Annotated in this window: 21 protein-coding genes; 13 read left to right on the top strand and 8 right to left on the bottom strand. The window is 57.4% G+C overall.

Annotated features, from left to right (window positions below):
- Nucleotides 1–119: 119 nt before the first annotated feature.
- From BMX17_RS02150 to BMX17_RS02135, 4 genes are all read left to right on the top strand, one after another.
- Entirely contained in the window at nt 120–1,280 is a 1,161-nt protein-coding gene (locus BMX17_RS02150; RefSeq protein WP_092657179.1) for a hypothetical protein, read from the top strand.
- Nucleotides 1,281–1,344: 64 nt separating this feature from the next.
- Nucleotides 1,345–2,415, top strand: coding sequence for an ABC transporter permease (locus BMX17_RS02145; RefSeq protein ID WP_092657177.1), 1,071 nt, complete (start codon nt 1,345–1,347; stop codon nt 2,413–2,415).
- A complete protein-coding gene (locus tag BMX17_RS02140; RefSeq protein WP_092657174.1) occupies nt 2,415–3,170 on the top strand; it encodes an ABC transporter ATP-binding protein in 756 nt (251 codons plus the stop codon). Before BMX17_RS02145 ends, BMX17_RS02140 begins: the two co-directional genes overlap by 1 nt.
- 85 nt (nt 3,171–3,255) lie before the next feature.
- Nucleotides 3,256–4,194, top strand: a complete 939-nt coding sequence (locus tag BMX17_RS02135; protein WP_211611268.1) for a ferritin family protein — start codon at nt 3,256–3,258, stop codon at nt 4,192–4,194.
- Between the two features lie 21 nt (nt 4,195–4,215).
- Here BMX17_RS02135 and BMX17_RS02130 read toward each other — a convergent pair whose 3' ends face one another.
- Both BMX17_RS02130 and BMX17_RS02125 read right to left on the bottom strand, forming a co-directional pair.
- Nucleotides 4,216–5,706 (bottom strand): amidase, encoded by a 1,491-nt coding sequence (locus tag BMX17_RS02130; protein ID WP_092657172.1) that lies wholly within the window; start codon nt 5,704–5,706, stop codon nt 4,216–4,218.
- Nucleotides 5,707–5,877: 171 nt separating this feature from the next.
- Complete coding sequence (locus BMX17_RS02125; protein ID WP_092657170.1) at nt 5,878–6,909, bottom strand: NAD(P)/FAD-dependent oxidoreductase; 1,032 nt, start codon at nt 6,907–6,909, stop codon at nt 5,878–5,880.
- 241 nt (nt 6,910–7,150) lie between these two features.
- On the opposite strand from BMX17_RS02125, the gene BMX17_RS02120 reads away from it, so the two are divergent.
- Nucleotides 7,151–7,750, top strand: a complete 600-nt coding sequence (locus BMX17_RS02120; RefSeq protein ID WP_092657168.1) for a DUF7110 family protein — start codon at nt 7,151–7,153, stop codon at nt 7,748–7,750.
- Nucleotides 7,751–8,650: 900 nt separating this feature from the next.
- Here the strand turns inward: BMX17_RS02120 and BMX17_RS02115 are convergent.
- Nucleotides 8,651–9,109: an FxLYD domain-containing protein gene (locus tag BMX17_RS02115; protein ID WP_092657166.1), complete on the bottom strand. Its 459-nt coding sequence runs from the start codon at nt 9,107–9,109 to the stop codon at nt 8,651–8,653.
- A gap of 76 nt (nt 9,110–9,185) precedes the next feature.
- On the opposite strand from BMX17_RS02115, the gene BMX17_RS02110 reads away from it, so the two are divergent.
- Nucleotides 9,186–9,488 carry a helix-turn-helix domain-containing protein gene (locus BMX17_RS02110; RefSeq protein ID WP_244514923.1) on the top strand — a complete coding sequence of 101 codons (303 nt, stop codon included), beginning with the start codon at nt 9,186–9,188 and terminating at the stop codon, nt 9,486–9,488.
- 11 nt (nt 9,489–9,499) lie between these two features.
- Here BMX17_RS02110 and BMX17_RS27215 read toward each other — a convergent pair whose 3' ends face one another.
- Nucleotides 9,500–10,060, bottom strand: a complete 561-nt coding sequence (locus tag BMX17_RS27215) for a type IV pilin domain-containing protein (RefSeq protein WP_092657162.1) — start codon at nt 10,058–10,060, stop codon at nt 9,500–9,502.
- 349 nt (nt 10,061–10,409) lie between these two features.
- Here BMX17_RS27215 and BMX17_RS26630 point away from each other — a divergent pair, with 349 nt between their 5' ends.
- From BMX17_RS26630 to BMX17_RS02085, 5 genes are all read left to right on the top strand, one after another.
- Nucleotides 10,410–10,904 carry an SWIM zinc finger family protein gene (locus BMX17_RS26630; protein ID WP_211611267.1) on the top strand — a complete coding sequence of 165 codons (495 nt, stop codon included), beginning with the start codon at nt 10,410–10,412 and terminating at the stop codon, nt 10,902–10,904.
- On the top strand, nt 10,904–11,038 hold the full coding sequence (locus BMX17_RS27210; RefSeq protein WP_280141350.1) for a hypothetical protein: 135 nt from the start codon (nt 10,904–10,906) through the stop codon (nt 11,036–11,038). Before BMX17_RS26630 ends, BMX17_RS27210 begins: the two co-directional genes overlap by 1 nt.
- Nucleotides 11,035–11,307: a DUF8112 family protein gene (locus tag BMX17_RS02095; RefSeq protein ID WP_092657160.1), complete on the top strand. Its 273-nt coding sequence runs from the start codon at nt 11,035–11,037 to the stop codon at nt 11,305–11,307. The genes BMX17_RS27210 and BMX17_RS02095 overlap by 4 nt, the downstream gene beginning before the upstream one ends.
- A gap of 55 nt (nt 11,308–11,362) precedes the next feature.
- Nucleotides 11,363–12,205 (top strand): restriction endonuclease, encoded by an 843-nt coding sequence (locus BMX17_RS02090; protein WP_092657158.1) that lies wholly within the window; start codon nt 11,363–11,365, stop codon nt 12,203–12,205.
- Between the two features lie 170 nt (nt 12,206–12,375).
- Nucleotides 12,376–13,323, top strand: a complete 948-nt coding sequence (locus BMX17_RS02085) for a phospholipase D family protein (protein ID WP_394327883.1) — start codon at nt 12,376–12,378, stop codon at nt 13,321–13,323.
- 39 nt (nt 13,324–13,362) lie between these two features.
- Here BMX17_RS02085 and BMX17_RS02080 read toward each other — a convergent pair whose 3' ends face one another.
- The gene (locus BMX17_RS02080) at nt 13,363–16,125 is read right to left on the bottom strand and encodes an outer membrane protein assembly factor BamB family protein (protein ID WP_092657154.1); all 2,763 of its coding nucleotides are present in this window, start codon (nt 16,123–16,125) and stop codon (nt 13,363–13,365) included.
- Between the two features lie 352 nt (nt 16,126–16,477).
- Between BMX17_RS02080 and BMX17_RS02075 the strand changes: the two genes are divergently transcribed.
- Nucleotides 16,478–18,202: a hypothetical protein gene (locus tag BMX17_RS02075; protein ID WP_092657152.1), complete on the top strand. Its 1,725-nt coding sequence runs from the start codon at nt 16,478–16,480 to the stop codon at nt 18,200–18,202.
- 1,136 nt (nt 18,203–19,338) lie between these two features.
- Here the strand turns inward: BMX17_RS02075 and BMX17_RS25815 are convergent.
- Entirely contained in the window at nt 19,339–19,509 is a 171-nt protein-coding gene (locus tag BMX17_RS25815) for a DUF7987 family protein (RefSeq protein ID WP_170845302.1), read from the bottom strand.
- A gap of 57 nt (nt 19,510–19,566) precedes the next feature.
- Nucleotides 19,567–19,950 carry a hypothetical protein gene (locus tag BMX17_RS02065; RefSeq protein WP_092657148.1) on the bottom strand — a complete coding sequence of 128 codons (384 nt, stop codon included), beginning with the start codon at nt 19,948–19,950 and terminating at the stop codon, nt 19,567–19,569.
- 468 nt (nt 19,951–20,418) lie between these two features.
- Between BMX17_RS02065 and BMX17_RS02055 the strand changes: the two genes are divergently transcribed.
- Nucleotides 20,419–20,661: a HalOD1 output domain-containing protein gene (locus BMX17_RS02055; protein ID WP_092657146.1), complete on the top strand. Its 243-nt coding sequence runs from the start codon at nt 20,419–20,421 to the stop codon at nt 20,659–20,661.
- 70 nt (nt 20,662–20,731) lie between these two features.
- On the opposite strand, the gene BMX17_RS02050 is transcribed toward BMX17_RS02055, so the two are convergent.
- Nucleotides 20,732–20,934, bottom strand: a 203-nt coding sequence (locus tag BMX17_RS02050) for a TRAM domain-containing protein (protein ID WP_139203403.1), incomplete at its 5' end; no start/stop codon positions are given.

Here is a 20,934-nt window from a genome sequence, read left to right as displayed (position 1 = left end):
CCGAAAACTTCTTTATCCTGTTGTCGGGGATATGTAAGTATGCTTTTGGATACTCGCGTGTCCTGTCGCCCACCGCGGGCCGACCGCGCCCGGACTGTGCGGTCGGCGGAGGTGGTGTGATGGCGCTCGCCGAGACGGTACTGGCGAACAAGCTGAAGATCGTCGGCGTGTTCCTCGCCGGGGGCACCGTCCTGACGGCGCTCGCCCTCGGTGGCTTCCTCCCCGTTCTCGACGGCGGCGACGAGATGATCGACCGCGTGCCAGGCGAGGCCGATACCGTGGTGTACGTCGACCCCAGTGTCGTCTCCGATCCGACGACCAAGCGTATGATCAACGCCACGCTGGAACCGTTCGCGGCCCAGGCGTCCTACGAAGGGCCCGCGGACTACGGAGAACTGATGGCCGAGTACGACAACGAGACCGGCGAGGACGAACTCGCGCTCTCGAAACTGCACAGCGTCATGATCTACGGGTCGACGGCCGGCAACGAATCGGGCGACGAGTACTACGGTGTCGTCGTCGATTCGGCGTGGGACAACTCGGAGTTCGTCGAGACCGTCCGGAACGACAGCGACCTGTCGGAGACGACCTACGAGGGCTACACGGTATACGTCAACGAGTCAGCGGACGACGGGCAGGCGGAACTCCTCGGCGTGCTCGGCGAGGGTCTGTACGTCATGGGCACCGAGGCGGCGGTCGAGGACGCCATCGACGTCGACCGCGGTGCGTCCGACCCGGTCTCGGGCGACCTCCGGGAAACCTACCGGAACACCCGGGACGGATACATTCAGTTCGCCACTTCGCTGGAGAAATCCGACATCAACGACAGCACGCTCCCCGGGACCGCCGGCGGTTACTCCCGCGAGCAGGTGCGTGATCTCTTCGAGGACACCCACACTGTCGCCGGTTCGTACTACACCGACGGTGACGCCATCGGGTTCGAGACCCGGTTCGGAACGAACGGCGAGGACACGGCCGGCGACCTGACGAACCTGGTCGACGCCGGCGTCGTCAGGGCCAAGAACAACGCCACCAACGAGAGTGTCGTCTCTGTCTACGATTCCGTCGAGGTGAACCAGGACGGGGCCGACGCCGTCATGCGGATCGAAGTCGACAGCGACACCGTCGCCGAGGCGATCCAGTCCACCGTCGAACCGTTCGCCCGGCTCCTCGGGTCGTTCGGCCAGCGCGGCGAGACGACCGCTGGCGGTCCGTCGTCCGGTCCCGGCCCTGGCGCGGAGAGTGACTCGGGGTCATACGCGATCCCGGCCCCACGGTAGAACGAGGATCGCGGTTCCGGTCCCCGTCAATCTCAAGTCCCCCCGATTCGATAGCCCGCCGTCGATGGACATTCTGTCGCTGTTGCGAAAGGAGGTCGTCTGGTCGCGACATCGGCTGGTGACGCTTTGCTTTCTGCTCTTGGTCCTGCCGGCCTTCTTCGCGACGACGACGGCCGCCTTCGGCACCGTGATCCCCGAAGACGCACCGGTCGGCGTCGTCGCCGAGAACGAGTCGGTCACGGACGACGAGATCGCGCTCGTCGAGGGCGGACTGACGCTGTTTTCCGAGCCCCGAGTGTACGAGAACACCTCGGCCGCCCGGCGGGCGTTGCAACGCGAACGGGTCTACGCCGTGCTGGCGGTCCCACCGGGGCTGTACGACGAGGGGGCGCAAAACGCCACGTTCACGCTGATCGTCGACGGGAGTATGGTCCCGTTCGAGCAACCGTCGAAGGCGATCCAGGGCATCGCCGGCGCGTCTCTGGACCGGGAGTTCGACGCCGACGTGACCGTCCGGCGCGAGGTCGTCGGCGGCACCCACTCCCTCTCTGAGTATCTGCTTCCCGTCTTCCTGCTCGGGATCGTCATGCTGTTCGCGTTCACGTATCTGCCCTACAACCTCGCGCGGGAACGCGACGTACTGGACCGCCTGCGCGTCGAGTCCTCGCTGGACGCCGTCGTGGCGACGAAGATCGGCTACTTCGCCGTCCTCATGCTGGTCCCGACCGTCGCCTTCGGTGCGGCCGCTGCATACCTGAATTACTCGGTGACGCTGTTCGCGCCGGGAGCCATCGCGGTCCTGCTGTTAACCTTCGTCTATCTGGCGGCGATCAGCACCTCGATCATGATACTCACGAACTTCGACACCGTCGGGCGATTCCTCAACGTCGCCGTCCTGCTGGCAGCGATCACTTTCTCCAATCTGGTCTACCCGGTGGGCTTTTTCTCCTCGGTGCGCCGGGAGATCGCGCGCCTGATTCCGCTGCACTACTCGATGATCGTCACCCGGAGCCTGACGCTGAAGGACACGCCCCTGGCGATGTACGGGGATTACGTCCTCGGACTCGTCGGGTTCACCGCCGTGTCTCTGCTCGTGTTGAAACTGTCCATCGAACGGTACAAACGAACGATATGATGCGATCCACCGACGACGGCGAGACCGGCGGCGACGATGGGGCCGAACAGGACCCGATCCTCGAACTGCGCGGCGTCAGCAAGTCCTACGGCGACGTGACGGCGCTATCCGGCGTCGATCTGGCGGTCGTGCCGGGGACGATCCACGCGCTCGTCGGCCCGAACGGCTCGGGCAAGACGACGCTATTCCGGATCGCGCTCGGGTTGACCCGGCCGTCGAGCGGGACGGTCGACGCGCCGCCCGAGGGGATCGGTCCGGGGTTCCAGCGAGCCAATTTCTACCGGGATCTGACCGTCGCGGAGAATCTGGACGTGTTCGCCGCGCTGACCGGGGCCGACGACGACGCCTGGCGCGAGGAGATCTGTTCGACGCTCCGACTCGACCGTGTCCGCGACCGGCGGGCCGGCGACCTCTCGGGTGGGTTCGCGAAGAAACTCGACCTGGCCCTGTCCCTGCTGAACCGCTCGCCCGTGGTCTGTCTGGACGAACCCATGGGCGACCTCGACGACGTGTCGAAATCCAAACTCCTCGATCTGCTGGCCGACTACCGCGACGAGGGCCACGCCGTCGTCGTTTCGACGCACCATCTCGGGGCGTTCGAGGACGTGATCGACCACCTCACCGTCCTCCACGACGGTGAAATTCTCCTCGACGAGACCCGCCCCGCCATCGATCTCGGCGACCACGACTCGCTACAGGAGTTGTACGTGTCTCGATCACTGGCGGCCGAACGTGACACGACGGATGGTACTTAAACACCCGTTATACAGCCCTGTTTTAAATTGCCTAAAGTCTCTTGCAACGAGGCTATGTGGTGTACTACCAACTGTACTGTGGATCATGACACAGGTGGAGGACACTTCCCGGGATATGCGCCTGGACCCGGAGTCGTTCGCACAGGGGTATTTCAAGAACGCCGTCTATCGACACTGGGACCCGTACGAAATCGAGGGGCTGGAGGAAGACAAAGAGAAGTTCCTGGAGTACGAGCCGACCGAGAGCGAGATGGAGGAGAGTCGGATGGCCGTCGCCCGCTTCGGCGCGGGCGAGGAGGCCGTCACGGAGGACCTGATGCCGCTGGCGATGGTGCTTTCGGACATCAACGACCAGATGTTCATCTCCAGCCAGATCTACGAGGAGGCAAAGCACACGCAGTTTTTCGACCGCTACTGGCGTGAGGTGTTCAATCCGGTCGCCGAGGAACTCGGACTGGAAGTGACACAGCCGACCGATCAGCGCTACTTCAACGACGACTACATCGCCGTCTTCGACAAGACCGAGGACGCGATGAATCGTCTGCTCGAAGAGGACACGCCCGAGAACCGCGTTCGTGCGTACTGTCACTATCATCTGGGCGTCGAGTCCGTCCTCGCTCAGACCGGCTACTACGGAATCACGTCGGCGTTCAGCGACAAGGGGAGCGACGAGATCGCGCTGGGTGACTGGCCCGACTCGAACGGGCTGGTCAACGGTATCGCCAAGATCCGGTCCGACGAGGGTCGCCACGTCGGCTTCGGGATGCAGAAGGTCCGGGGCTACGTCCAGTCCGGCGAGGTCGACGAGTCCGTCGTCCAGGACGTGCTGATGGATCTGATGCCCCACATCGCGGGTACCGTCTCCGACTTCGAGGAGAACGTCAACCCCGTCCCGCTCGTGGAGTACGCCCGCGACAAACTCATGCGCCGGATCGACATCATCACCGAGGAAGACGCCGAGATCCCCGGCGTCGAGGAACTCGTCAAACTCGACGACGGCGAGTCGAGCGCGACCGCGGATTAATCCGCCGACCGCCGCCCTTTCTTACGCGTCCGGATAGTCCTCGGCCCACGGATTGGCGTCTTCGAGCGCCGCGGCGATCCCCAGCAGGTCGTCCTCGGCGTACCGCGACCCGACGATCTGGAGGCCCACCGGCAACCCGTCGTCGGTGAGACCGGCCGGGGCGGCCACGACCGGATGGCCGGTCATGTTGAACGGCCAGGTGAGGCCCCAGTCCATCGGGAGGCCGCCGGCCCGCTCGCCGTCGATCTCCGAGGGGTAGGGCTCGTCGTGGGTCAGCGGCGGCGTCGAGAGCGTCGGCATCACCAGCGCGTCGTGGTCGTCCAGTACGGCCTCGACCGCGTCGTACAGCTCCGTCCGGACTTCGTTGGTCCCCAGGTAGTCGACGGCGTCGTACCCCTCGCCCATCCCGACGGTCTGGACGAACGAACTGGAGAGGTCGTCGGCGTCGTCGCCGGCCACGTCGATGCCGTACTCCGCCTCCAGATAGCCTGCCATGACGGCGAACAGCGGGGTCGCCTCGGTGCCGTACGCGTAGTTCAGCGTCCCCTTGTCGGGACCGTCCACGTCGACTTCGGAGACAGTCGCGCCCGCCTCGGCCAGCGCGTCGACGGCGTCACGACAGATCGACGCGACGGTGTCGGCCACCGGGAAGGTGTCCAGGTCCGGCGTGAACGCAACGTCGAACTCGCTGGCGTCACGGTCGGTCGCGTCCGTGTAGTCGTCTCTGGGCGCGACGACGCTGAACGGGTCGCTGTCGTCCTGACCCACCAGCACCGAGAGCATGAGCGCGAGATCGTCGACGGTGCGAGCCATCGGCCCGACGACCCCGACCGGTGTCGTGGAACTGAATGCGTCGGGTCGGTTGTCCTTCGGGACGAGGCCGAAGGTCGGCTTCACCGAGACCACGTGACAGCACGACGCCGGGTTTCGGAGCGAACCGCCCACGTCCGAGCCGGTCGCCAGTGGGGCCAATCCCGCGGCCAGCGCCGCCGCCGACCCGCCGGAGGACCCGCCGGCGTTGTAGTCGAGATCGAACGGCGTCGCCGTCGGTCCGACCAACTCGTTGTACGTCTGCATCGTGTGGCCCAACTCGGGCGTGTTGGTGGTCCCGAGCGGGATCGCGCCGGCTTCTTCCAGTCGCTCGACGATCAGGCTCGACTCCTCGGCCACGTTGTCGGCCAGCGGCGCGAGTCCCATGGTGTGCGGGACGCCCTCGATCTCCATGTGAAGGTCCTTGATCGCGACAGGGACCCCGTGCAGCGGACCGAGGTCCTCGCCGTCTCGCGGGTCGGTACTCTCCCCGCTCGACCGGTCTGCGCGCGCCTCGACGGCCTGCTCGGCCTCTCGGGCCTGCTCGCGGGCCCGCTGTTTCAGTACGTTCACGTAGGCGTTCAGCTCGTCGTTGTGGTCGTCGATGCGGTCGAGGTACGTCTCGACCAGTTCGACCGGCGACACTTCACCCGCTCGGATCGCCTCTGCGAGATCGGTCGCGGATCGGAACGCTGTGGACATGGCCCGATACCCGGACGGAACCGGAATAATAGCTTCGCCTAGTGGCTGTCTCTCGGTTTCTCCATCTCCGCTCGCTCGTTCGGCGGCTCTCCTTTCAGTCGGGCCGTCCGACTCGCGGCTCCATTCGTCGCCGCTCGCACGTTCGCCGGCCTCCCTGCGGTCGGCCGACCGTCAGTCGTCCGCGCTCGCCTCTTCGCCCTCGCCCCGATGGGCCTGTGCCGACGCCCGGAGGTCGTCCGAGACCGCCGGCGCGTCGTCGGCGTCGATCCCGCCCTGGGCTTCGATCTCGTCGAGCGACATGGGGAACCGCCGCAGGCCGTAGTGGATGTCGATACCGGCCTTTGCCCCCTGCCCCATCGCGACGGGGATCTGGTTGTGGCCGGGCACCACGTCGCCGACCGCGTAGACACCGTCGACGCTCGTCGCCCCGTGGTCGTCGACTGCGATCGTCCCGTCGTCGTTCAACTCGACGCCGAGTTGCTCGGCGAGGTCGTTGTTGTAGTCCGAGCCGTACATGGCGAAGCCGCCGCGGTACTCCTCGTAGGTCCCGTCCTCGAACACGAAGCCCTTGAGCCAGCCGTCGTCTTCTTTCTCGATGGCCTGGATGTCCGAATCGTACACCTCGATGGGATGTGCGGCGAGCTGTTTGGCGGTCTCGTCGCTCCACTCGGGCTCGTGGCCCCGAGTCAAGATGTCCACCTCGTCGGTGAAGTTGAGCATGATCATCGCGACTTTCGCCGCGCTCTCGCCGTGGCCCATCACGTAGACGGGCTCGTCGACGAACATATACGCGTCACAGTGCAGACAGTAATGCAGGCCAGCGCCCGTCCGCGGGAGCGGTGGGTCCGGGCGGTCGTCGCTGAACCCGGTCGCGAGGACGACGCGGTCGGTGACGGCCGTCACGTCGCCCGCCTCCAGCCGGATCCGGCCGTCGTCGAGGTGTTCGGCGTCGGTCACGAAGTCGCGGTGGTAGTCCGCACCGTACCCCTCGATCTGTTCGATGGCCGTCTGGAGCAACTCGTTGCCCGACGTCTCCTCGGTGATCCCGATGACGTTGTGGGTGTCCTGCATCATCGCTGCCCGGCCGCCGCCGCGGTTGATGACGGCGGTGTCGTGACCCAGTCGTGTCGTGTACAGCGCCGCGGTCAGCCCCGCGGGGCCGCCGCCGACGACGACGACCTCGTACTCGTGTTCCTCGCTCATTGGTATTCGTCTGTAGGGAGGGGCGACACTAAACTCTCTGGTTACCTATCGGTTATCGTGCCCTCGTGTCACGGAACCCCCGAATCCGGAACCGCCGCAAACTATCCGTAGCGGTCTCGTGGGTGCCGTTACCACGGATCATACTCTCCATAGGTCACACGAAGGACAGGCCATATATGACTGGGGTGCGTATATCCCGACGAACAGACCCGGTGTCAGCCGACCGCCACTCATTCAAATCATGACAAGCCGTGTATTCAGACTCCATTCGACACTCGAATTGCCGCTCGAAGACGTGTACGAGTATTTCGAAGACCCCGATCTCCCGGTGGAGATGGAGGACATCGACATCACTCGTCGCAACAACACACTGATAATCAGTGCTGTGGCTGCCGACGAGAGCATGAGCAAGTACACGCCGACAGCACAGTTGAAAGCAAGCATCACGGAAAACAGGGTGTACGAGGAAGAGCCCGAAGACCGACCGGGTGGCCCCGGTGGCGGCAGTGGCGGTGGCGGCCCGCAGTGGGGCACACTCGAGGAAGAAGAAGAGGAAATCGAGTCAGAACTCGTCGAATACGCCTGTTTCAAGGGCGACCGCGAAACCGTTCTCCAGAATACCGCGCTGCAGTACCCGATGTTCGAGGTACTCTGCGGTATCGCCGAGATCGCCGAGAAGGGGACGCTGACCGCCGTCGTGGCGGTCGACGGCGAACTCCACGCGACCCGCATCGTCGACGGCGAGGACCGACCCGCCTCCGTCAACGTCGTCGAAGAGCCCAAGGAAGACGACGGGGCAAACGGCGTCAACTGGCGGGACAACAAGTTCATATCGGATTAAGCCTGTGTATTTCTACACATAGGCAGGGCATCCATCCCCGAATGGTACATCAAATCGGGAAGGTCCGGTAGCGGAACCCTCTACCAGAACGTCTCGTTCCGTAGCTTCATACACGCCTCCATGCCCATCAGTTCCTACTGTCACCATTTCTTTTAAAATGTGGAAGAGCTTGAAGATGGTATCTCCGAACTCACCGAGTTCCAATCCGGGCGCTCGTTCCGCACCTCGGCTGGTGGGAGTTAGTCAAACGAGTATATGGCTCTCGACTTCACTCGTTGTTCGGCGGCGATAGCGTTGCGTCACACTTCCAGCACTCTCGGTCGTATTCGCCCACTGCGGTCCCACAAAACGGGCACTGCGCTTCAAATCCCACAATACTCACCACCCTTCGTCGGGAACGCGTCAGCGATTCCTTTGCGATAGTCTCTGTCACCTTGTTTCAATCCGAGGGAAAGCGCCCTCCGGACGGTCTGGCTGTACTGGTCGATTTCGATACAAGTGCGCTCGTCGGACGAAAGAACCATTCCTCGTTGATTAGCCATCACTCTGGTATTCAATCCACACTTGGGACAGACGGCCAGTTCGTTGCTACCGCTGTAGGGCCACAGATGTCCACAGTCGTTGCACTGTACTATCGTATCGCCGGGCTTCGAGTGTTCAGGTAGCATACATACACCAGTAGAACTGCCGGATGTATAAATTATTAGCCGATATAATGAAAATATCGAATTAAAACCGTCCAATGTGGCGAATTACAATAGAACGGTCAATGAAAATCTCGAATTTGTGCGGTCGAAATTGGAATGGAGGGTTTCGTAGAATAGGGAGTTCCGTTCATTGACCACCGACCGAACAGTCACCACTACGGGTTGTTGTGTACGACCGGAAAAGGTAGGGCGTCTACAGTGACGTGCCAGCCCGAATCTCGTAGTCGTCAATCACGGCGGCGTCTTCACCGATTCCGGGGTACTGTACCTCGAACGCCCACGTCTCGCCTGCTGACCAGCCGTTGATGTTATCCATGAACGACTCGGCCAGCGTATCGCCCTCGTAGAACTTCACCTCGACTTCCGCGTATGAGAGTTCACCGCCACTGACGTTCTCGGCTTCTCCGACGACCTTGACCGTCTCGCTCATTTCGCCCTCATTCTCGCGGACCATCTCGTGATTCAGCAGTTCCACGTCTTTCGAGGACCCGTCTCCGCTGTTTCCGTTTGAGCCACTGTCTCCGGACGTACTGGTGCCGCCACCGTTGCCGTCCTCGAAGTCGCCGGATTCGCTCTCTGAACAGCCAGCAAGCGCGAGGCCGCTGACAGTCGCACCAATCGTAGCGAGGTACCGTCTCCGATTCAGTTCCATAACAAGCTGGCAAACAAACGGCAGGAACTTATTGTTTCCTATAATCACTATCGCTTCTTCAGGTCACTATTCGGCGGTGCTATCGCTTGACGCCGCCTTCCGGCGAACAATGCGCCTCCCTGCGGAGTGGTTTACCCAAGTAGACGACCGAATTTTAGAGTATCTACAAGAACACAAGAGCGGAAGCCCAACACAAATGGCGAAACACGAGAATATTCACTTCACTCGCTCCTACGTTCACAAGCGGTGCAAGATACTTGCGGACTATGGGTTGATTGAGGACTATGGTAACGGCGTCTATATCATTACTGACGAGGGTGAAGCGTACCTCGCTGGCGAACTGAATCTTAACGAACTCGAACCGGACGACGAGAATTGAATCCGGGCCGTCTACGTCGCGGTCAACGTCTCTTCGATTACGACCGAGCTCGTCGGCGTGTGGACGACACGAACGGTTACTTGGTCGCCGTTCTGAAGTGGACAGTCGGAATTGGGAATACGGAACAGAATGGCTTCGCCCGACGCGTATTCTGGTTCGTGTAGGGCGCTCTTGTCGGGACCACCGAGATAGGGCGGGCGTTCATCGAAAATATCGTCGCCCTCGATGTTGTTCTCACCAATCGCGTTTCCTCCGGCCCCATCGACGGGGAGATTCACCAGCCGACCGTGTTTCCCGCAGGCGGCGGTCGCGTCAACGACGACTTCCATGTTCGAAGTTTGAATCGGGTCGCCCGCCACGTGTCGAATCCGAACAAAGCCGTTGTCACTTCCTTCGCCGTTCGATTCGAGTGTTCCGGAAGACTGTCCGACAACGGGTCCCGTTTCCGTCGTTTCCTCTGTAAAACCGAGCGCGAGGACTGAAATCGTCGCCGCCAGCACCACCACTATCGCTACCAGCAGGACATTCGAGACAACAGGGGTGACAGCACGCGACGACCGGGGAAGCCGCATTCTGGTTAGGTCTTCGGTATGTCAGACCAAAGGGCTTCATATTCGCTTGCGTTCCGGTGTCTGGTTCGTCGCCAACGGCTTGCGAGTGGGCGTCAGCAGGGTCGTGAGCGTGGTCGGCGTCGAAGCGAGTGGTATTACCGTCGTTTCTAACGTGTATTCTGCGGCGCTGTGCGACTGTGTGAGCGCACTCTAATTCACTTCGGTAATCCTGCACCACTTATTAATACCCAAGAATAATAAGATTATAGAACGTAGTTATAATAGAGGCTCACTGTCTCTTCGGGGCGATTTCCCGAAAAGCCCGCCTGCTGAAGACAGGCAGGCAGTGGGTCTTCAGGAGCGAAGACCAATGCAAACTACGTCTGCCGAGAGGCATGAGAGTACCGACCTCGAACAGCGCGATGTACGCGCCCTGACGGAGTACATGAGCGTCCTACCCCTCGGGGGCGACGTGTACTCGGTGACGACCGAGAGCGGGTCAGAGTACCGTGTGGACGCCCTCGAAGGGCGCTGTACCTGCCCGGACAAGCAGTACAATCTCGACGACGGCGAACTCTGTAAACATGAGCGTCGAGTTCGATTCGCCACCGGTCAATGGGCTATCCCCGCGTGGGTTGACGCCGACGAGGTAGACGCGCAACTCGGGGAACACGTGGAAGAGACGCCAAAGGTCGCCGTGACTGACGGTGGTGTGACCCTCGCAGAGTTCGGTGCCGACGACGGCGACGACGACCGGCCCGAGGACTGCGACTGTAGCCCGCACTTCGAGGGTCTTTCCTGCTGGCCGTGCTACAGGGACGGCTTCGAGACGCCGAACCCGAATGCCACGGAGGACGACGAATGATGGACGCCCCTACGTGTCCCCGTTGCGGCGCGGCCCTCGAATACGGCGCACTGTTGGACTGTGTGACCGGCCAGCGCGGATGGGCCTGTGATGAGTGCAACGTCGCCTACTCATCGCTGGAGGTGGGCCAATGACCCGACCGTCTCCGGCGGCGGCGCTGAACGGCGTTCAGGTGGGCAACATCTGCGATAAGGGCAACCATCGGATTCGGACGGGTGACATAGCCGTCGTCTACGCGACCTACTACGACGCCGACGGGTGGGTCGTCCGACGCGTGATGTGCGATTGCGGAAGTCGTACTATTGGACTACCCACTGACGGTGCCGACGAGGTGATTGTCGAGGCTGTCTGGTGGGCCGGGCGGCTGGTCGGTGTCAAGACCGTGGATAGGAGTAGGCCGTGAAGCGCTGTTGCGGCTGACGACATGACTTTTTATCATTCCATCAGATTGGTAACGTATGGTAGACCCGGAAAAGACAGAATGGTCAAACCTTGATTGGAAGTCGTATCAGAAAATCGTCGCTGGTCTACACGCTCTTGGCGAGGATGTTGAAGTAGAACACGAATACGAATATCCGGTTCACTCGGGCGGCACGAAGGAGATGGATGTAGTAGTGTGGGATAAACGAGGGCGATATACCGTTACGACTCTCATTGAGTGCAAGTTCCAAGGCAGGGCGATTAAAAAAGAAGTTGTAGACAGTTTGGTTGGCGTCTTGGATAATTCCGACGCCGATAAGGGAGTCGTTGTCTCGAAGAATGGCTTTCAGAGCGGAGCAAAAGAGAGGGCAGAAGGGTCAGGAATTGAGTTGTGGACACTACGACAAATAATCCCTGATATTGACCTTGAAGACCGGATTCGGCAGGTCAACATAGATTTGACTGTGAACCAACCAAGAATTGAAGTCCTCGACATGGATGTTCGTGCGGTGGAAGAGGAACAAGAGGGGAGAGAATTAGAGGCGACTTTCACTCCACAGAACAGCATGATATACACCCTCGATAGAGAACCGACGGGCGAAACTCTACTTGACCGGTTGAACCAACGGCTCAATTCGGTGGATGAAGGTGAATATACAGAAGAGTTCGAGGAATCATTGTTGCTGATTCAGGGCGAGTTCTATCAACTCGCTTCTGTGGACTATCGAGTCACATACTCTTCGGGAACTATCGAGTATACCACGGACTTACTTGACGACGCGGACTTGACCTTGAAAGACGAATTGGGAGATACCCACGAGTTCGTGTCCCTGACCGAAGCCCTTCGCACATTCGTAGAAGAAGTAGATAACAACGATTAGGTATGCCCGGTCTGCTATACCATTCCGAAGAAGGCTATACGCGAGCGAAATCGCCGTTCGATAAAGCAATCCGCGAAACAGCAGACGCCAAGCAAGTACGAATTGTTTGTCCGTATATTGGCCCGAGCTACCTGAAAAGCGTTCTCACCTCTGCTGACGATTGGCGGATATTGACCGATGTGGAAGCGTGGATTGGAACGTTCGGTGGCAGTACGCGGGGCGAGATACACGAGTTGATAGCGACCAACCGCGAGCGGATTCACCACTTCCCCGATGTTCACGCGAAGGCCATCATATCCGACGATACGGCTGTCGTCGGCTCGGCCAACCTCACGGAGAAGGGCGTGGTCGGTCGGACAGAGATAGGGGTTCGGTTCACCGACGACGAAAGGGTAGACGAACTGAACGAGTGGTTCGACCGCCTCTGGTCTGAAAGCGGCCCTGTCGATAGCGGGGAATTGGATGAGTTCGTGGAATCGTCTTCCTCTACACCAACGACCCATACCGAGTCCGGTACCTCGCTTTCCTCGGACGCCCCACGAGTGAGCGCGACCTTCGTAGAGGACACCGAACTTACCACCGAAGACATTGACGCTGACGAAGAGGCGCACGAGACGCTGGTACATCGCGTTCAACAAGCCTCGAATCGAGAATGGGCGACTGACTTCTTCGACCTGCTGAACGACCTGATAGCCGTGACTGGTCTTGCTGAAGACGACGCGCGGCTGGTCACATCCATCGCCCAAGACGACCGAATCGTCGTATCCATCAACAATCGCTACGTCCTCGGTGCGCTCTTTTCGGGCGAACCGACGACCGGGTTCATCGTTGGTGCCGACACCGAGAACGTGGACGAACTAATCGAAACTGCCGACGAACACATGGCGTTCAATGCCCTCTCCGGGGAAGACACGGACGAGACACCGCATTGGGTCGAGTTCACCGGAAAGCCGGAGAGAATGGTATCACAGTCGTTCCGTCGAGCGTGGATTAGCGCAGTCTACGACGAGTTAGAGCGAGCGAGTGGGTCGCCATATCAGGACTCGCATGAGCCACTTGTTCACCGGGTGGCAGTTGATAAAAAGTATCGAAATAAGGTGCTTCAAGAAGCATTTTAAACCCATTTAGAACTGACAAAATCCAACTAAAACCCACATTTAGTCTCTCGGCGGTTGGATATAGGAATCAGTAAGCATTTCTAATAACCCCTGTTGGCCAATCAACTTCATTCTCTCTCCATATGACTGTGCTTCTTGGACAGCATTCTTCGTGAACGTGCTACTGGTCACAATAACTGAATGAGTGGCATTCCCTTTTGCTAAAGGACTTGCCATTTCCCTAACAGTCGATGGGGTGACTTTACTCTTGCCGGGTGTATACTGCTTAACCTGAATTGCTACGATTTCATCGCCATTTTTAGCATATACATCAACACCCTCGTCTCCACTCTTGGAAGATACTTGAGTCGAATACCCGTAGTTCTCCCACAATTGAGCCACGAGTCTTTCAAACTGGTAGGGTGAATACTCAAACAAATCATTAGGTTCCCAGACCGTGTTAGAAATACGCTCTATTCGATTGTTCAACTCTCTTATTATTTCGGGGTCGCCTTCGGTGATTGCGGATTGTATTTTCTCTTGAGCCTCGCTCTCCACAATATCAGTTTGACTTATATCAACGCTTCGTAGGAAATCCCGGATATTCTTGACTCGGTCACGGAGGCGCTGATGTTTTTCAACTTCTTGCCTAATCTTACCAATAGCGATTGAATCAGGCGTAGATTCTAATTCTTGGATTATCTTATTCTTTGTCGCTTCGGTTGGGACTCTCCTGTTCCATTGTTGGATTTTATTCAACTCGATAGAGCAACTACGTAGTTCTCGAATTTTATTTGTATGTTCGATAGCGGAATCAGGCTTCGTATACGGGTCTGTCCTTTCTATAGCGGTATAAAAATGACTTTTAGAGACAATTCCGGAATCATCCTCAATATCGTCCAGTAATTTCTCTTTTTTCTCGATGCCATCTACTATCTTTTTTGACTTCTTTATTTCCGATTCATAACTACCTATCTGCAAGAAGTCACTCTGTTGAACGTCCTCAATTGTGTTCTTGAGTGGGTTCTCATACTCACCATTACCCACAGATTCTAACCTATTTTCAATTTCTCTATATTTATCATTTATCTTTGATATGCTCTCTAAACTATTGGTCACACTATTAATTTCCTCTTCAGCCTGCTCAATAGAATCATAGTTACTCGGGTCTACTGTTCTGATTCCATTAGATAGTGATTCAGTCTCTCCCGGATACGAATTGAATATGTCTTCAGACCTCGAAATTAAATCCCGATATTCCTGTTTGACCTTATGCCACTTGTACCTATCAAATCCTTTTTTACCACCAACTATTGAGGCAATCCCTGTACTGCTGACAACGGTACCCGTGATTATATCATCCGCAGTTTCTATTTTGTTTATAGACTTTCTGGCAAGTCGTTCAGATTCTTCGTACTTGGCCTGATTGTACGCCTGTTCGGCTCTACGAAGTAGGTTATCTCGACCAAGAAAGTTTGAGACAGAACGTTTTACTCCAAAGTATCCTCGTGCTTGTTTAGCCCGTTGTATCAACGTGTAGGCTCTTGACCCTTTAGGCCCAAAGGCGTGGACGACCCCTTTATTGTCAGTAACAAACAAATATTCTCCAGCAATGACTGGCGAAGATGAAATTGGCGTACCAACGTCATATTGCCAGCGTGTTCCCCCATTCTGCTTATTCAATGCATAGACATTCCCGTTTTTAGAGCCTATAAATACAGTATTATCGTATACGATAGGGGACGAAATCAACTCTCGCAGTCCTTGTTTTTCCCACTGAACCTCACCTTGCTCTGTATCGAGAGCATAGAGAGTACCACTTTCATCACCGCTAACTCCAATATATAGCGAATCTGAATCTACAGCAGGTGAAGATACTATCCAAGAATTGTACTGTTCGGGATTTTTCACCCACTCTATATTCCCGGAATCTGAATCAACACTAACGATATTTCCACTATCATCCCCGAAATATATTGAACCATTCTTTATTGCTGGTGAAGAAATGATATGGTCTACTTCTCTATTTTCCCAGACCGTTCTGGCCCCACCCTCATTTATTTCAAATTTCCCAATTCCTTGGTCAATAGAGGTATACAAGTATCCAGAATCATGGGCAGGAGTGGAAGTAGCACTGAAAAGTCCTGAAGACACAGAGGGAACTATTGAAAAGGATTTTTCGCCGGTCTCTGAATCGTAGGCATGATAGCCAGTTCCATCTTCATCACTACCACCGATAATCACAAACCCAGAACCATCTGATTGCATATATTTTGGCGAACTCTCTTTGCTATTATCCAGATTATCGCCTTCGGTCCAGCTCACGGTGCCGGAAGAAGATTGGATTTTAATTGTTGCCGCATATTGATTTGTTGAACCAACGTAGAGTGAATCTCTATGGACCACTGGTGAAGAGAATAATCTCCCGTATGAGTCCATGTCATATTCCCAAATATCTCTCCCAGTCTTTGCGTCTAACGCGAATACACCCCCTTGATACACAGGTGCATAAACAGTCCCGCCAACGACTGATGGTGACGGAGTGATAACCCGGTGATATGTATACCCTTCTTCGTATTCATTTGGGTTATCTATCTTACTACCACCGTCAAACGACCATGCCAACTCAAGAGGGAAATCCGAAGGCCCTACGTCCGACGATTTGACTCCTGTATTCTGTTTGTTCCCTCTAAATTCGGGCCAGTCCGACGCAAGCGAAGGGCCGGACAGTTCATTGCTCCGTTGTGCTGGCGAAATATCAGCAAGCGATACTCCAGAGGCGAATAACCCCAAAATAGACCTTCGAGAGAAATCCTCTGGCATTGGTATATAACTAACTTCGGACGGAGCGATATGATATTTATGACTGATTAGCAAGTCAACCTTAAATAGGGTGTATGTGTGATTCCAATAGCCCTACCAGCGCGAAACTTCTACACGCTCGCGTGAAGCCTTGAGGTACGCCTGTGCGACCGTTTTTGTGTTCCGAGAAAGTAGGTGAACCAACCACACGACACGCACCGCTATCCGTTCGGTTGCGAGGAAGAGGGAAGGGTCGTCCGGCCAAGGTCGTCCTTCCCCTGTCGTGGAAGAGGCTACGACAATGCAAAGTAGGAACGCTATCAGTAAGAATCCACCGTATCGGCCACCCACCTTGGAAGGCGTTCGACGCCGCGTGGAACGTGCAATCAGAGGAATCTACAATGGACACGGGGACGTGCTACTCGAAGCCCTGCCGGTCGCAGGTAAATCCTATTCGGCCCTGAAAATCGCCAGCAAGACCGAGACGCCGTTACTCTATCTCGCGTCCCGAGACTATCTCAAGAGTGACGCTGAAGCCTTCTGCGACAAGTTTGGACTCACTCACAAGCGTATCCCGACCCCGCACAAATACTGCCCTGCGTTCGATAGGAGCGACCAAGACCACTACGACGGTCGGGCAGTGAAGTCCTACAAGAACGGTGTCGGCGGTCGGGAAATCCATGAGCGACTTGACGATATACGGTGCGGCGGGGACTGTAGGTATCTTGACCTGCTTAACTTCGACCCGTCGGCACCCGACGTTCTGATTGGCGACCCGAGCCATGCCTACCGAGACGAGTACCTGAAGGGGCGCTTCGTCGTCAAAGACGAGTTCTCGGTGAGTGAGTTTGAAACCGAGTTCAAGAACCCGCAACAGGTCGTTGACCGCTTCCTTCAGAGCGTCACCCTACGCTACGACAGTTATCAGGACGTGCTGAACGCACAGCCCGACGACAATAGGTGTGCTGACGCGCTTGATTGGTATGGAGAACACGGACTGTATCAAGACACCAGTAACGTCCTCGAATCCCCGAATGAAGAGTACCATGCGCTCGCTCCGACGCTGACATTCGCGCTACTGGCCGGGCATGAGTTAGGAAATGGGTGGGAACGGCTACCTGTCTCGGATTGGGCTGACTTGTTTGGAATCAACGCGTCAGGTGTCAACTCTAACGCTATCTGTGTGCGTGACCCCGACGAAAACACGATGTACCTTCTAAACCCACCCAATTTCGACATTGCCGACGGGTTCCTCGGTTTAGACGGTACGCCGACGCCCGCCATGTGGCGAATAGCAACCGGGCTTGACCTAACACACCGTGACGTTCTCGAAGACCGCGAGAAGCGAAAGTACGTCTCGGACGTGTTGAATCACACCATAATCAGGACGAATGACGACCTGAAGCCCTACCAGAACAACCGGAATGGGAGTATCACAGCTCCGAAAGACACGCAAATCTTGCATTGGATACACCGGAAAGAAGGCGAGAAACCCGGCTTCATCACGAGCAAGAAGGCGATTGACAACGTGTACCCGGAGTACAACGACGGTGAGTTGTTCGACTACGTTGATACCCCTCGGAACTTCAGCAACGTCTTGAGTTACCAAGGCTTCGCAGACAAGCACCTCGGGTTCGTCTCCGGCTCTCGGCATTACGGCGACCCCTACATCAAGAAGTGGGGCGCATATGCGGGTGAGGCAGTCGCGTCAAACAGTAAGCGAGGGACGGCGAAGAGTTACGGCGAGTTCGGCAACAAGATTCACCGACACATGAAGCGGCAGACGCTTCAGGACGTGCTTCGGTTCGGGCGCGACACCGAACCCACGACGGTCTACGTGAACACGGCGGCGCTTCCCGATTGGGTGCCGAGTGAAGCGGCACACCTCGTTCTATTCAGTGAAGACGCCCGAGAGGTAGCCGGGTACCTTCAGGACGAGGGTACTGAAGGTGGGAAAGTGGGCGAAATAGCCACCGAGACAGGTGTTAAGAAGCGAAACGCCCGGAAGAAGGCCGAGGCACTCGCAGAAAATGGATTCGTGACCAAGTACGACGACCTTCCCGACGCGGCGGCGTATGTGTGGGACGAGAGTGAATAACTTACAGTGATAACCGTATCAGAATATATTATAGCGCCCGAACAGACCTACTCATAGTTGTTATTAGAGGGTGCGTTCGGAACCGTTAATAGAAGCCGGAGGTCGTATTATCAAGAGTTATTTGGCAGTGAGGACTCTCGGTTTGAGGTGTCGGAATCACTTCGTCGGTGGTGAGTGAACTCCCCATGCCATTCCAAGTCAGGGGATGAACGAACCCCGAACCCCCTGACGGGGTTCGATTCTCTTTCAGAAACGCTTTCATTCCGAGTTCGACCCCCGAAAACGGAGCTTTCTGATAAACTTCTGTCATTTGTGCCATACTCACTCCGCCAGCTACGACACCACCGACGCGACCGGGACCGGGGAGCCGGGGACCCACCCGACTGCCCCCACCTACCCCCTGTCGTCACACGGCAGTCACAGGCACCTGTGAGCGGTGTCAGAGACGGGGGGAGCCGGGGAGCCTCTACGGGGCCGGGTGGGCTGGCAGGGTGCCGGGGGACCGCCGGGGGAGTCCGGGGCTGGTCCCCGGAGGGGGACCGGGCCAGCCGGGGGCCGGGGATGGGGGTGCAACGAGCGTAGTCGGCGTCACCACGGCGGTCGCAGAGGGGACCCCCGGTGGGGTGAAATTCGCACGAGTGGTCACTCCCCCCCTCTGACAGTCATTTTCAGAGGGGGTGATTCGGCAGTAGTTTCACGGTGCTGTGAAGCGGTATAGCGGCTCGTACTGGCCGCGTAGCCGGTCGTGACGGTCGCCTTCGAGAGCGTGACCCACTTGTCGGCGTCGGGCTTCGAGTGCGAGAGTGGGGCCATTAGGGCCGGTGACAGTCGCTCGAAGAGGGCGCTCGTGGCGGGTTCGTCACGGTACGGCTCTTTAGTAGTTTTTTCAGGGAATCATGCAACAGCCCACATACCCTGATTCTGCTTCTGGGTGTGTCACTCTCGACGCTGAACGAGAGCAAGGTGAATAAGCAAGCCGAGGATTCCAAGGAAGCCTAACGCGACACCTCGGAGTTTCGAGTTCGCCAAACCTCGCTTCTCCGAATCCGAGTAGACGTAGTACCCAACGGTCGGCCAAAACACGAGAAGATACAGGCCGACACGAATCAGCAGGCCGTTGTATGCGGTCAACAGGTTCATGACTTACTTCTCGCATTATTGATTACTTGCGGGAGAATGACACCGACGATAAGCAAGACTGCGATATTCACCCACGTCGGAAGGTTCGTGAGCGTTGAACTGGCGTAGAGAAGGACGATTGCCAACAGCCCGAAGGCGACAATGACCTGATTCTCGCGGGAAACCATAGTCGGAAGGTAATCGGGAACTGAAATAATACCTCGGCCTCGTCATGTGTTCCCGAATTATGCCGTCGGCGCGGGCGACTCACTGCCGAGTTCGTCAAGGCGACCGTAGGTAATTTCGTCAGGGTCGCCGTCTATCAGGTCAAATCGAGCAAGCCCTTTCCGGACGGTCACAGGGGAGCAATCAAACTCGTCGCGGGCCGCTATCTCGTCCGCTGACAGCCCTTCCTCGACGTACAGGCGGCGTAGTGTCGGCTCGTGACGCCACGGTCGGAGTACCCCCAAGCGCTCGGCATGAACCGTCACGCGACTCACTTCCACTCCCAACTCGAACGCTATGGTTCGGGACGACAGGCCCTTCTCATGGATGGCCCATTCGAGGAAGTCGCTGTCTTGGTGTGGTTTCTCGTCCGGGATTTCGTCTTCGGAGAGCCGGAAGGGCATGGGGGAAAGTAAGAGGTACACGTAAGTAGTGATTTCGCGTATGCGGCTTCCGAGTCCTACTGCCGGGATTTCTTATCGCACGGTCGCCACCATACCCGACTGGCCCCGACCTTCTTCGTCCGGAGTTCACCGAGCGATTCCAAGTCCTGTAGGTAGTTGCGTGCCGTGTTCCGATGAACGTCGGTAGCAAGTTGTTCCGCGATTTGTGGTGCTGTGAACGGCTCGCACGTATCGGGGTTATCCTCGAAGACTGCTAAAACCTCGTCAATAGACGTACTCGGGTTGCGACCGGCCATAATGTCGCCTTGCACAATCGGGCGAATGACAACTCGCGCCCCGGAGAATCTAATATGCACATCGACAAAAATGGGAAAGAGTGGCTGTAGAGTCCAATATGAAGTCTTTTCCGACTGGCGAAGTAAGGCAGAATATGGCGGTTATGGGACACTTCCACGATACTATTCACTCATGAACCACTCACAACCAACCCCAACTGAAGACTCCTTGAGCCATAAGGTCATTGAGGCCGTAGCCCAAGAGAGAGGCACCGAACCCGAAGACCTGCCCGAAACGTTGCACAACGTGGTTGACACCGACGCGTTAGACGCTCTCTTCGCCGGTCAGGGTAGTAGAAGTGGTTTGGTGACGTTCCGGTTCTGTGAGTACACTGTCACCGTTACCGGAGACGGCGATGTGACCCTCGAAGAATAGTGATTCACCCCGGACAGCGACCAAAAGCCGATTCGTCGGTGTTCGTGGGAGTGAGTTCGTCGGCGTTGGACTACTCGTAATAACTCACTCGCTTGACGACCTCGGCAAAGGCGACGTTCTGACGTACATCGGTAATCTCGACAGTGACACGCTCGCCCTGTTCGGTGTCGGGGACAATGACGACAAAGCCACGCTCGACTCTGGTGATACCGTCGCCCTGTTCGCCAATGTCTTCGATTTCGACGGTACGCTGTTCGCCCTCTTCGACAGGGG

It is taken from the genome of Halorientalis persicus (assembly GCF_900110215.1).
In the GTDB taxonomy this organism is placed as follows: domain Archaea; phylum Halobacteriota; class Halobacteria; order Halobacteriales; family Haloarculaceae; genus Halorientalis; species Halorientalis persica.
This window is presented reverse-complemented; position numbering and strand designations above follow the sequence as displayed.